The sequence below is a fragment of the Pseudomonas sp. genome (assembly GCF_050739935.1).
In the GTDB taxonomy this organism is placed as follows: domain Bacteria; phylum Pseudomonadota; class Gammaproteobacteria; order Pseudomonadales; family Pseudomonadaceae; genus Aquipseudomonas.
Genome location: NZ_JBOICF010000083.1, coordinates 1 through 13663 on the forward strand (window position 1 = coordinate 1; position 13663 = coordinate 13663).

Genomic DNA, 13663 nt, shown 5'->3' on the forward strand with positions numbered 1-13663 from the left:
GTTTTCGGGTGCCTGACCTGACGCCATCGCGAATGAATTCGCTCCCACAGTTGGCTTGCAATGGACCTCTGTAGCAGCACAGCATGCCAGCGGCGGTGCTCTTCAAATCGCTACCACCGGCAAGCCATGTTGCTAGGGCTTTCTCCTCAGGTTCGATGTTTCACCAGTGGAAGCGGCGGAGCAGGCGTCAGTGTGATCTAACCCGGTCAGGTGCATTTTCGGGTGCTCGACCTCACGCCATCGCGAATGAATTCGCTCCCACAGTTGGCTTGCAATGGACCTCTGTAGCAGCACGGCATGCCGGCGGCGGCGCTCTTCAAATCGCTACCACCGGCAAGCCATGCTGCTAGGGCTTTCTCCTTAGGTTCGATGTTTCACCAGCGGAAGCGGCGGAGCAGGCGTCAGTGTGATCTAACCCGATCAGGTGAATTTTCGGGTGCTTGACCTGACGCCATCGCAAATGAATTCGCTCCCACAGTTGGCTTGCAATGGACCTCTGTAGCAGCACGGCATGCCAGCGGCGGCGCTCTTCAAATCGCTACCACCGGCAAGCCGTGTTGCTAGGGCTTTCTCCTCAGGTTCGATGTTTCACCAGCGGAAGCGGCGGAGCAGGCGTCAGTTTGATCTAACCCGATCAGGTGCATTTCCGGGTGCCTGACCTCACGCCATCGCGAATGAATTCGCTCCCACAGGTAGATCGCGTTCCGACTGTGGGAGCGAATTCATTCGCGAAAAAGTCACTGGCGGCGCGGTGTTCCTGGCGACCGCAAACAGCCCGGTTTATCACTTGCGGGAACATCGTCCTGTCACATCGGTCGGTTACTACAGGGTAATTGAACGAGAGCGAATGCCCGTCTGGCAAAAACGGGCATAAACGCGACATTTTTTGTTGATCTCCAGCCCCTCAGGTCCTAAAGTTCGCGCCGAACGTCCATGCTGGAAACGATCCATCCGGCTCAAGTACTGACGACGAGACAGCAAGGCCACCCGGGAATCCCGGCTCCCGGTCGTTTCAGAGCATAGCGAGTGCAGGCAAGACAAGGCGGAACAAGGCAAGGAAGCGGAGTCTACGGATTGTAGTGAGCATTCCGCGCCTTGTTCCAACGCAGTGTTGCCAAGTGCAGTAGCTCTGAATCGACCGGGATGGCTTTTTTTGCTTTCGGCGATCGGCCTTGGGAAGTAGGCGAACCAAAGTGGGGATACGGAGGACGTTCATGAGCGTAAAGGCTCGCACCCATTGATTTTTACCGTTTGCCAACAGGAGTCCCCCGCATGTCGATCCAGGTCGAAGACTATTTCGAGAAAAGCACCTTCGAGAAAATGAAGGCGTTCGCCGACAAGCAAGAAACCCCGTTCGTGCTTATCGACACCGCGATGATCAGCAAGGCCTACGACGATCTGCGCGCCGGGTTCGAATTCGCCAAGGTTTACTACGCGGTCAAGGCCAATCCGGCCGTTGAAATCATCGACCTGCTGAAAGAGAAAGGTTCGAGTTTCGACATCGCCTCGATCTACGAACTGGACAAAGTGATGGACCGTGGCGTTGGCCCGGATCGCATCAGCTATGGCAACACCATCAAGAAATCCCGGGACATTCGTTACTTCTACGAGAAGGGCGTGCGTCTGTACGCGACCGATTCCGAAGCCGACCTGCGCAACATCGCCAAGGCCGCACCGGGCTCGAAAGTCTATGTGCGTATCCTCACCGAAGGCTCGACCACGGCTGACTGGCCTCTGTCGCGCAAATTCGGCTGCCAGACCGACATGGCCATGGACCTGTTGATCCTGGCTCGTGACCTGGGTCTGGTGCCTTACGGCATTTCCTTCCACGTCGGCTCGCAACAGCGTGACATCAGCGTTTGGGACGCTGCGATCGCCAAGGTGAAGGTGATCTTTGAGCGTCTTAAAGAAGAAGACGGCATCGAACTGAAGCTGATCAACATGGGTGGTGGCTTCCCGGCCAACTACATCACGCGTACCAACAGTCTGGAAACCTACGCGGAGGAAATCATTCGTTTCCTCAAAGAAGACTTCGGCGATGACTTGCCGGAAATCATCCTGGAACCGGGTCGTTCGTTGATTGCCAACGCCGGTATCCTGGTCAGCGAAGTGGTACTGGTTGCGCGTAAATCCCGTACTGCCGTCGAGCGCTGGGTGTACACGGATGTGGGCAAGTTCTCCGGTCTGATCGAAACCATGGACGAAGCCATCAAGTTCCCGATCTGGACCGAGAAGAAGGGCGAGGTCGAAGAAGTCGTGATTGCCGGCCCTACCTGCGACAGCGCCGACATCATGTACGAGAATTACAAGTATGGCTTGCCGCTTAACCTGGCCATCGGCGACCGCCTGTACTGGCTGTCCACCGGCGCTTATACCACCAGCTATAGCGCTGTGGAATTCAATGGCTTCCCGCCGCTGAAGTCGTTCTACATTTAAGCGTTCGCTGCAATGAAAAAGCCCGCGAGTGATCGCGGGCTTTTTCGTTTTGAGGAGTGGGTAGTCCGCATCTATCGACCCGTCCTGAGGGCAACGATTTCTCGGCAGAAACGCTGAACATGTCTCACTTCAATCATCAGCAGCTGCACGTTCAGGCTGAATATGGAGGGCGTCTGGCTGTTGAGCAATTGGCCGAAGTGCCAGCTGGCTTGAGCCAATAGAACCGTGATGCGCCGATATTGGGCATGGAAGTTGGCGCTGGATGCGATTCCAAGCGTGTAGTGCTGGTATGTGTTCCTTTTACGTTGTGTGGCGACGGTAGAGGGAGCAAAGACTTTAGCCAGAGGGTTGTAAGGCTGCAGGCGCACGCTCATGTAGTCGATGACCCGCGGCAGCGATTTGTATATACCTTCACGGATGGCTTCATATCCAGGACTCGACGCCTGGACGGTCTCAGACAGCAGCGCTAATGATCTCTGGTGATACGACAGCAGTTGCAGGCAGTTGGTCATTGAGAGCGTCACCCCGTGGGGCGCCGGGCCGGGCGGAAGAGGAAATCCTTTCAATGCCAACAGAAGCTGCGCTCTATCGACGAAGGGGAAGGGATCGAGGTGGGTAACAAGATGGGTGGCAAAGTTCGCTATGGAGTCGAGCTGCTTGTCTATGGCACTAAACATCCCGGGGTTACTTTTCACCGTCCATGCCTGTGCCTGAGTTTTGCCTTCCGTTATCGCTGCAAATGGCGTTTGGAAAAGCTGTAGAAACACTCCCGACGAAGCAGTCTCTCGGTTGAAGTTGATAAGTGTCGTTTCAATGGAGGCCATCCACGCCATGCAGGCATCCAAATCGGTGAAGTGCTGTTTGCTGATAAATGTTCCAGGCATCTGAGTTCCCTATACGACATACCCTGAAGGGTGTCGTAAAAATGCTCGACACAGCAGTGATCAGATCACTGCTGTGTCGAGGCGCCGATCAGCGGTTTAGAACAATGCTGTTCAAATAGATGATCAGTGCATTTGCCTGGGCGATGAGGCCCGCTCTGAACTCATCATCCTGCAGATCGGCCGCGATGTGGGTCTGCAGGAACATGCTCAATGCCGCGTCGATTTTTTTGAACTCGGCGGTGTAGGTGATTCGGTGGTCATCGAAACGATGAGTGGCGGTGATCAACTCTTGGCGCAACCGCACCAATCGCAGACCCTCGACCTTGGAGGCGATCTCCGAGAGCAAGTCTCCAATTCGGCGTCGAATGACGTCCCGTGCGTTGGTCAGACTGACGTAGTTAACGAGGTCCTGGGCTTGATCGAGCACTTTATGAGCAAACTCGATGGCCTGCTCAAGTATCGCCAACTCAGGAGCTGCCAGAGCAAGCTTCGAAACTTCCTGAGCGTTCAGAATGGTGTCCTTGCCCACCTGTGCGAAACCTTTGCTCTCGATCAGCGAAAGCGCATCTGTCAGCGTTTTGCGTTCCTGATCCAGTGCTTCCTTGCGAAGATTGAGCGCTTCAATATCCAGGGGGATCTGTTCTGCCTCGACCGCCAGCTGCACCAGAAAACGATGAGTAGCGTCCAGCTCCACTGTTTCCAACAAGGGTGCCGACAGCTGTTTCAAACTCATTTTGGCGTGACTTGCCAAATTCAGAATTTTCGAAACTTCGTCCGCCATGCGTGCAATAACCCCAGGCTTGCTGGAGTCGGGTGCCCGGTTATAGGCGGTCTGATACCGGTTGATCAGTTGCAGGCTGATCGCCGCAGGTATAGACAGCGATTGAAGGGTCTCCTTCAACTTGTAGTGAGCGGTACGTAAAGCGCCATCGATCCGAGCGATTTTCAAACTGAGAGAAGGAAGATAGGCGGTTTGCGTATACAGTCGTTCAATAGTGATGCCTTCGTTGTAAGCGCCTTTAGCGGCTTCATTCAAGGCGGTCAGGTCCAGCTGAGGGTAGTCATCAAAAATAGTCATTTATTCGTTCCGTATTCTTGTCTGAATTCAATATCGGCCTGTTCGAAAACATCCAATAGTTTTCGAGCATCCTGTTCTACGTTTTTCCAGGGGTCGACGACGTTCTCGAAATCAAGTTCGAACAGGAACAGGTCAAGGCCATTATCGATCTTGTCGGCCTGCTCTCTGGAACTCGTGATAAACGTGCTCATTCTGTTCCAAACGACGATCAGATTCTTGGTGGCAATGTCGGCATCAATAACGATAAGGTCCAGGTCTTGCAGATCCAGGCGCACGCGGTTTAACGAAGCCAGAATCGTATTTTTCCTTGCCTGTGCTGCAATGGCTTTTTCCTGCTCTTTACGCATGCGATTACGTTCTTTGCGTACCTTCTCCGCCTGAACACTCGCGTAAATAGTCAGCGCCAGGTTAACGAATACACCGCTGACCGCTTTTTCCACGAACGCGTTGTATTCTTTGGTTTTCTCGTCGATCGCTTTTGCGCGCTCATCTATCTGAACTTGCAGCGCCTTGATATCGGCGCCCAGCGTGTTGTTATCGATGCTCGCAAGCTTCAGACGAACTTCACGATGAACCGTAGTGGCCAGCTCTTCGCCGAAGTCGGCGAGACGGCGTCTGATGCTATGGGCTTCCGCTTCCTGTTCCTCAACGTCCTGCAAGATCCTGTCCAGTACTGCACCGAAGTTTCGCCGATGAGTAGGCAGCACCACTGGAAACTCATCGCCTGGCGCAAGCTCGAGTTCGCGTAGGTCTTCGAGCGTTTCAATATTGTACTTTTCCCTGATGCCCGTGCTGTCGATGCGCTGAAACAGTCGGGTCATGTTGACGCCATAAACCTGCATCTTCTTGGCGAAGATTTCCAGCTTGTCGCCTACGCTGATCAAGTCGGTGCGCAACGGATTCCATTGACTGGCGTGGTTGTGGATGATGGTAAAGGTCTTTTGAAAATCGACAGCTTCCAACCCGTTTCCGGCACCGGATCTATAACCTAAATAATTAACGACGTCTCTTAATGAAGTCGGCAATGCGAGAGCGGTTACTTCGTAGATCTTCAGGCTCTTGATCTGATCTTTGGTCAGAATAAGACCCGTATCCCTGATATTGGAGTTTCGGTCGTTGACAGAACTGCTAAAGAGGGTGGCGGGGTCCGTTGACGCCTCTTTGGCAATGTCCGAAGTCTCATATGTCATGATCATTAATCCTTTAATGATTTTTTAACGTGTCGGCTGGTCACCGACTGAGTGGTGTGTGAAAAAGTTTGATATTTCGCACGCCGAAAGACTAAGTTTTTTCTCCGGTGGGCGTCAAAGAGGAAAAGAGGTTTTAAGTTGTAGGAAAGTTCCAGTGCGAGCGGCCGCCAAGCATCAAATGCCCGGATTAAAGGGGGCAGAAGAACTATGGAAATATCAAGTTATCAAATGCGAACCTGGATTATGCAGTATCTAAAAGTTTCGACGGCCATGCCGGTGCTTAGTCAGCATCCAACAGCTGACTGTATTCGTTCTTGTCCGTTTCATTTCCCAACTCGGCGGCTTTGCGGTGGTAATCCAGCGCCAGTGCACGAATGTCAGGATGGTGGGCGTGCTGCAACGTCTTGCGACTGACTCGCAAGAAGTTGAGGTTACCGTTTTGCAGGGCTGTCTTGAGCCAAACGACAGCTTCTTCGATTCGTCCCTGATCAGCCAGCACAGCGGCATGGCTGAACTGTCCGCGAAAATCCCCACCTTCGGCCGAACGTCGATACCACTGGTGCGCGGCCGCTGAATCCTGCTCGCAGCACACGCCTTCTTCCAGATAGCGGCCCAGCAAGTTCATCGATTTGGCATGGCCCAGCTGTGCCGCCTTGCGGTAGCAGGCCAACGCCCGGGCCTGATCCTTATTCACGCCACGGCCTGTGGCGAGCAGGTTGCCATAGTTATAGAACCCCCAGTCCAGCCCGGCTTCGGCCGCTAGGCGATAATGTTCAGCGGCTTTGGCTGCGTCGGGTTCGCAGCCCCAGCCATGTTCATGGCAACGCCCAGCCATATTGTTTGCCATCGCGTGGCCGTTGCGCGCGGCGATCTGAAACCAGGTCAGCGCCAGGGCGGCATCCTGTTCGATGCCGTTGCCGTCCAGCAGGATCTGGCCCAGTAGCGCCTGGGCATCGACCATGTTCTGCTGAGCGGCGATGAGGATCGCGCGTGCGGCGCTGGCAGGGTTGTCCTGCAACATGGTGCGAAGCTGTTCGCCATCGAGCACTTCCTGACGTCGCAGATTCCAGCTCATGTTCAGACCTCGACCCACTGGCGCAACAGGTTGTGATAGGTGCCGGTGAGTTGGATCAGCGAAGGGTGATCGGGGACGTCGCGGCTGAGCTGTTGGATCGCGCTGTCCATTTCGAACAGCAGCGTGCGGTGACCGTCATCGCGCACCAGGCTCTGTGTCCAGAAGAACGATGCGTAGCGTGCCCCGCGTGTGACGGCGTTGACCTTGTGCAGGCTGGTCGCGGGGTACAGCAGCATGTCGCCAGCCGGCAGCTTGATCGCGCGGGTGCCGAAGGTGTCCTGAATGACCAGTTCGCCACCGTCGTAGTCATCGGGATCGCTGAAGAACAGCGTCGACGAAAGATCGGTTCGCACCCGTTCGATGCTGCCTTTGGCCTGACGCACCGAATTGTCGACGTGGAAATCGAAGCTGCCGCCACAGGTGTAGCAGTTCACCAAGGGAGGAAACACCTTGTGCGGCAATGCGGCGGACATGAAAAGCGGGTTCTGCCACAACCGTTCGAGCATCGCCGCGCCAATTTCCTTCGCCAGCGGATGGCCTTCAGCCAGTTGCAGGTTGTGTTTGGCTTTCGCCGATTGATGACCGGCGGTGATTTTGCCATCTGCCCATTCGGTCTGCTCCAGGGCCTCGCGGATGCGCAGCACTTCCTCGCGGGTAAAGAGGCCGGGAATGTGTAGGAGCATGGCGTTGCCACTCAGTATCGAAAAGGTAGCGAATGGTAGTGATTCTTATTGGCTATGTAAAACCCCGTGGGTGTGCACGGACGAATGAGGAGAGAAAAGACGTAAAGCTAAATTGTAAAGATTGTAAGTTTTATGCGAATACAAATGATTCCCAACTATATTCGGCGGCCTTAACGTTCCTTGGGGAAGGAAAATGTCGCGCCAATCACCATCATCATCCGTACATTCTCAGCGTTCGATTGCCGGCGCCGTGGGTGTTGCCATCGCTGCCATGTCTGCCAGTCATATGGCCCACGCTGCGGAAACCACTTCGGATAAAGCACTGAATATTGGCGCCACGACGATCGATGGCGAGCAGGTCGACACCGGCTACAGAACCGATGAATCCGCGTCGAAAAAGTACACAGCGCCGCTTCGCGATACGCCCAAAAGCGTCACGGTGATCCCGCAGCAAGTGATTCGCGATACCGCCGCTACCAGCCTGGCGGACGCGCTGCGCACCACTCCCGGCATTACTTTTGGTGCTGGCGAAGGCGGGAACCCTAATGCCGATCGTCCGATCATTCGCGGCTTCAACGCCGAAAGCGACGTGTTCATCGACGGGATGCGCGATGTCGCCGCGCAGAGCCGCGAGATCTTCAACGTCGAGTCGGTCGAAATCAGCAAGGGCCCTGGCTCCGCATTCACAGGTGCCGGTTCCACGGGCGGCAGCCTGAACCTGATCACCAAAGGCGCTCATCTGGGTGACGCTTACAACGGCGGTTATACCTTCGGTTCGGACCAGACCCAGCGTTATACGCTGGACGTCAACAAGCAAATGACCGATACCTCGGCCGTGCGCCTCAATCTGATGAAGCATGATGCCAACGTTGCCGGACGTAATGACGTGGATGTCAGCCGCTGGGGTTTTGCACCATCCTTCGCTTTCGGCCTGGGGACCGACACTCGGGTGAAACTCGACTACTACCACCTGTCTACCGACGACATGCCTGACTATGGCATTCCGCTGACGAGCACCCCCGGTCGCAGCAAGTACATCGTCGACAGGCCAGCCCACGTCAATGAGAACAACTTCTATGGCTTGAACAGCCGCGATTATCGCAAGAGTGTCAATGACAGCGGCACGTTCCGCGTCGAGCACGACTTGAACGACAATCTCACCATTTCCAACAGCTTCCGCATGTCGCGCTCGACGCTGGACTACATCGTCACCAACCCGGATGACAGTCGTGGCAACGTCGCCAATGGCTTGGTCTCGCGTTCGTCGAAAAGCCGCAACTCGACCTCCAGCGGCTTCGTCAACCAGACCGACCTGCAGGCGAAGTTCAACACTGGCTTCGTGGAGCACAGCCTGGTCACCGGTATGGAGTTCTCGTATCAGGACACACACAACCGTAATTACAACGTCCTTTCGGCTACTGGCGGTACGATCGGCTCGACCTGTAATGCAGCGTTGCTGGCCTCGGGCGACTGCACCAGCTTGTACGACCCTTCACCCAAGGATGGCTGGAACGGCACGATCACCGACAGCCTGGCTTACACCGACACAGACACCAAGACCAGCGCCGCGTACATTTTCGATACCCTGAAATTCAATGAACAATGGTCGTTGAACCTAGGCCTTCGCTATGACGATTACGATGTTCGCTCAAGTGGCTACAGCACCGGCGGTCGCGGCTCGGTGGCGGGCGACTTCAAGCGCGAGAACACCAGCCAGTTGTGGAACTACCAGGTCGGCGTGACTTACAAGCCCCTGCCTAACGGCAGCATTTATGCCGCCTGGTCGACATCGAGCAACCCGTCGGGTGAAACCAGCGGCAACGGTGGTTTGGAAATCGCCGACAACAACGCCAATCTCGATCCGGAAAAGAACCGTAACTACGAAATCGGTACCAAGTGGGACTTCTTCGACGACAACCTTTCGTTGACCGCAGCATTGTTCCGCACCGAGAAAACCAACGCGCGGATCAACGACCCTGACAACGCTACGTTCCAGGTGCTCGATGGTGAGCAGCGTGTCGACGGTCTGGAGTTGACCTACAGCGGCAACATCACCAGCAAGTGGAAGGTTTACGGCGGCTACACCTATATGGAGAGCGAGATCGTCAAGGCCACCAACAAGGCGGACGAGGGTAATCACATGCCTAGCACGCCGCGTAACAACTTCAACTTCTGGTCCACGTACGAGCTCATGCCCAAGCTGACCGTCGGCGGTGGCGCGACTTTCGTCGATTCGCGTTTCGGCAACGAAGCCAACTCGGTGGAAGTGCCGTCCTACTGGCGCTACGACGCGATGGCGACGTATGCACTGACCAAAAACGTCGACCTGCAGTTGAACGTGCAGAACCTGACCGACAAGCGTTACTACGATCAGGTATTCACGACTCACTACGCCCACATGGCCGCAGGCCGGACTGCGCTGATGAGTGCCAGCTTCCACTTCTGATAAAGAAGCGCGATCCAGAAGCCCCGCTTGCCGTTGGTGAGTGGGGCTTTTGTGCGAAAAAAGCGCTGGGGTGACGCGTCGGCGACATATGGGCATGCCGCAAACTTGTAGGAGCCGGCGTGCCGGCGAGTGCGCAGGGTCAGCCAACGCAGCTGTGACTGAGCCAACGCCTTCGCCAGCAAGCCGGCTCCTACATGGGGGTTACATGCCCAATGTTCCCTGCACGCCGCAGCATCTGCAGCAACCTGGCTTGCGGCGGTGACGTCCGTCAGATCGCCACCGCCGGCAAGCCGGCCTGGCACAGGGTTGGCGGAGGGGCTGGTGATGAAGGCGAGTCCCAATTTTGCGTCCTGGCTTTGACCGAACAAAGAATCAGACACAGATGAGAATGCATGCCGTTTGTGCGCATAATGCGCGTCGCGACGGGTTATCGAGGTGATCGAGGGTGTTGAAGAAGGTTCTGTTTCAAGTGCATTGGTTCTTCGGAATCACGGCGGGTCTGGTGTTGGCCTTGATGGGCATCACTGGCGCGCTGTATTCGTTCGAAGACGAAATCACCGATGCGCTCAATCCCGAGGCGCTCTTTGTACAGCCCCGCGATCATCAGCTGTCGCTGGCGGAAATGGTCAGCAAACTCCAGGCTCAGGCCAACGACACGGTCGCGATGTTCCGCGTCGAAGTCGATGGCGACCGGGTCGCGCAAGTCTGGTTCAAACCGGCGCCCGGCGAGCGTCGTGGGCAGATGCGCAATTTCGATCCGTATACCGGTGAATTCAAGGAAGACGCGGTCGGTCAGGATTTCTTCGGTTTCGTGCTCAATCTGCATCGCTTTCTGGCTGCAGGCGAATACGGCAAACAGGTCACTGCGGCCTGCACGCTGATTCTGGTGTTCTTCTGCCTGTCCGGTCTGTACTTGCGCTGGCCGCGTCAGGCGCTGAACTGGCGCGTGTGGCTGACGCTGGACTGGGCGAAGAAGGGACGCAGTTTCAATTGGGATCTGCATTCGGTGTTCGGCACTTGGTGCCTGATCATCTACCTGCTGTTGGCGGTCACCGGGCTGATGTGGTCCTACGATTGGTTCAGCAACGGCATGAACAAACTGATCGGCGATCCGCCGGTGGCAGGCGAGCAGCGTCGTGGTGGCGGTGGACCGCGTCCTGGGCCGGGTGCCAGGGATGCTGCGCCTGTCGAAGCGCCAACCGCCGATTACGTCGCCATCTGGGATACGATCCAGAAAGCCGCCGGTCCGGACCTCAAAGCCTACAACCTGCGCATGCCGCAGGCGCCGGGACAGATGGCGACCGTCTTCTACCTGCTCAAGACAGCGCCGCATCCCCGTGCGTTGAACCAGATCACCCTCGATCCGGCCAACGGTCAGCTCAAAGCCAATTCACGCTACACCGACAAGGGCTATGGCGCGCAATTGCTGGTCAGTAACTACGCGCTGCACACCGGGAGTTATTGGGGGCTCACCGGCCGTATCGTGATCACGGTCGCGGCGTTGATGATGCCGTTGTTCTTCATTACCGGCTGGCTGTTGTATCTGGATCGTCGTCGCAAGAAGCGTGAGATACGCGCTGCCCGTGGCGAGGTGGCGACGACTTCCAGCGCTTATGGCAGTCAGGGTCCGGCATGGCTGATCGGCTTTGCCAGCCAGAGCGGGTTTGCCGAGCAACTGGCTTGGCAGACCGCCGGTCAATTGCAATCGGCGGGCTTGCCGGTACGCGTGCAACGTCTGGCCGACATGACCGAGCAGGACCTCAATCAAAGCCGCAACGCGCTATTCGTCGTCAGTACCTTCGGCGACGGCGAGGCACCGGACAGCGCCCGTGGTTTCGAGCGCAAGTTGCTGGGCCGCCCGCTGTCGCTGGAGAACCTGAATTATGCGGTGTTGGGGCTGGGTGATCGTCAGTATCAGCACTTCTGCGGTTTCGCCCAGCGTCTGCATGGCTGGCTAACGGAACGCGGCGGCAGCACGTTGTTCGCGCCGGTTGAAGTGGACAGTGGCGACAGTGTCGCGCTGCAGCACTGGCAACAGCAGTTGGGCGAACTGACCGGTTCGACACCGGCCAGCCCCTGGAAAGCCCCTGATTATGAAAACTGGACATTGAGCCAGCGTCATTGGCTTAACGAAGGTAGCGTCGGGTCGAAGGTGTTTTTGCTGGGTTTGAACTCAGCGTCTGAAGCGAATTGGGAGGCCGGTGATCTGATCGAAGTGCTGCCGCGCAATGCTCGGCAGGCGGTCGAGACATTTCTTCTCGGGCTGGGGATCGCGCCTGATGCCCCGGTTACGGTCGACGGTCTGAATGAGAGCCTGGGTCAGGCGCTGAGCAGTCGTCAGTTACCCGCCAATCGCAGCCATCTGGTGGGGCTGCATGCGCAAGCGCTGGTCGATGCGCTGGTGCCGTTGGCGATGCGTGAATATTCGATTGCGTCGATTCCCATGGACGGTTCTCTACAACTGATCGTGCGCCAGGAGTTGCACCCCGATGGCAGTCTGGGATTGGGCTCCGGCTGGCTGACCGAGCATGCCGCGGTGGGCGAGGCGGTCAGTCTGAGGATTCGGCGCAATAGCGGTTTTCATTTGCCGAGTGAGCCGGTGCCGATGATTCTGATTGGCAACGGGACGGGGTTGGCAGGGCTGCGAAGTTTGCTCAAGGCGCGAATTGTTCAGGGAGAACGGCGTAACTGGTTGCTCTTCGGCGAGCGCAATGTGGCGCACGATTTCCATTGTGCTGATGAACTTCAGGGCTGGTTGGCGTCGGGTGATCTGGCGCGGCTGGATCTGGCTTTTTCGCGGGATCAGGCGCAGAAGGTTTATGTGCAGGATCGATTGCGCGATGCGGGTGATGAGTTGAGTCGGTGGCTGGCCGATGGTGCGGCGATTTATATCTGCGGCAGTCTGGAGGGCATGGCTGCCGGTGTCGATGGGACGTTGAAGGCGCTGCTGGGTGAGGAAGGTGTTCAGGCGCTGATTGAGCAGGGACGGTATCGCAGGGATGTTTATTGATGCGCTAGCTAGCGCGAAACTGCTGAGTTATGACACTGGGTTCTGAGTGCATATCCGCTACCGAAGGTGGCGCTGATATTGGTTCTGCCTAACGGCAGAAGTTTTCGCCTTCGGCGAGCTACTTTTGAAAAGCCGGAATGCCGGACCAGACAAAAGTAACCAAAAGCGCTTGCTCCTGGTTTGGCCCTCCTTCGTCGGGTTCCCTCACTCCGGCAACGCTCCGTGGGCCCGCCGCCATCGGCCATCCATGGCCGGGGGCGGCTCTCGCGGCATCCATGCCGCTCGGCCCACGCAGCAAAGCCTGCGTTCGGCCTGCCCCCAAGTCGCGATTTGCGGCGTCGGAGTTATCGCGTAAGAAAAGCAAAGCAAAAGCAAAGCGCGCTGTGCGCTTTACGCATTTTTTGGTCTGGAAAATCAATCGCCGGTACGCCGCGGAATCTGTAGCAGCACGGCTTGCCGGCGGTGACGCCCGTGAGATCGCTACCGCCGGCAAGCTGGACTGGACTGCTACAGGGGGTTCGGCGTGTATGCGAAGTCCCCCGGCACGCCGCAAAACCTGTAGGAGCCGGCTTGCTGGCGAATGCGGAGTGTCAGACAACGCATCTGTGCCTGAGCCACCACGTTCGCCAGCGAGCCGGCTCCTACAGCAGATCGGGGGGGTAGCTAAGAATTGGGTTCGGCAGCAATGCGAGGAGAGTTAGCTCCAGCCAGTCAGGCTCATATTGCGCGATGGTTCAGACACCCCCGAACGCGAAACGCTTCTGCCGTTAGGCAGAACCAATATCAACGCCACTACATATAACGGATATGCACCGAATCCCAACGCCAAAAAGCAAACCAAAAAAAGGCCGTCACGCTCAA

General features: G+C 56.6%; 8 protein-coding genes. 3 read left to right on the plus strand and 5 right to left on the minus strand.

The annotated features are described in order from the left end of the window. The first annotated feature begins 1272 nt into the window (after nt 1-1272). Nucleotides 1273-2436 carry a type III PLP-dependent enzyme gene (locus ACRER8_RS16495; RefSeq protein ID WP_431747293.1) on the plus strand — a complete coding sequence of 388 codons (1164 nt, stop codon included), beginning with the start codon at nt 1273-1275 and terminating at the stop codon, nt 2434-2436. Nucleotides 2437-2507: 71 nt separating this feature from the next. On the opposite strand, the gene ACRER8_RS16500 is transcribed toward ACRER8_RS16495, so the two are convergent. The 5 genes from ACRER8_RS16500 to ACRER8_RS16520 form a co-directional block, all read right to left on the minus strand. Continuing rightward, entirely contained in the window at nt 2508-3320 is an 813-nt protein-coding gene (locus ACRER8_RS16500) for a hypothetical protein (protein WP_431747294.1), read from the minus strand. Between the two features lie 88 nt (nt 3321-3408). Next, on the minus strand, nt 3409-4398 hold the full coding sequence (locus ACRER8_RS16505) for an alpha-xenorhabdolysin family binary toxin subunit B (protein WP_431747295.1): 990 nt from the start codon (nt 4396-4398) through the stop codon (nt 3409-3411). Continuing rightward, entirely contained in the window at nt 4395-5588 is a 1194-nt protein-coding gene (locus tag ACRER8_RS16510) for an alpha-xenorhabdolysin family binary toxin subunit A (protein ID WP_431747296.1), read from the minus strand. The genes ACRER8_RS16505 and ACRER8_RS16510 overlap by 4 nt, the downstream gene beginning before the upstream one ends. A gap of 280 nt (nt 5589-5868) precedes the next feature. Beyond that, entirely contained in the window at nt 5869-6663 is a 795-nt protein-coding gene (locus ACRER8_RS16515; protein ID WP_431747297.1) for a tetratricopeptide repeat protein, read from the minus strand. A gap of 2 nt (nt 6664-6665) precedes the next feature. Next, on the minus strand, nt 6666-7346 hold the full coding sequence (locus ACRER8_RS16520; protein ID WP_431747298.1) for a Fe2+-dependent dioxygenase: 681 nt from the start codon (nt 7344-7346) through the stop codon (nt 6666-6668). Between the two features lie 193 nt (nt 7347-7539). On the opposite strand from ACRER8_RS16520, the gene ACRER8_RS16525 reads away from it, so the two are divergent. Together ACRER8_RS16525 and ACRER8_RS16530 are read left to right on the plus strand one after the other, a co-directional pair. Further along, complete coding sequence (locus ACRER8_RS16525; RefSeq protein WP_431747299.1) at nt 7540-9792, plus strand: TonB-dependent receptor; 2253 nt, start codon at nt 7540-7542, stop codon at nt 9790-9792. A gap of 448 nt (nt 9793-10240) precedes the next feature. Continuing rightward, nucleotides 10241-12802 carry a PepSY domain-containing protein gene (locus ACRER8_RS16530; protein WP_431747310.1) on the plus strand — a complete coding sequence of 854 codons (2562 nt, stop codon included), beginning with the start codon at nt 10241-10243 and terminating at the stop codon, nt 12800-12802. The last annotated feature ends 861 nt before the right edge of the window (nt 12803-13663 follow it).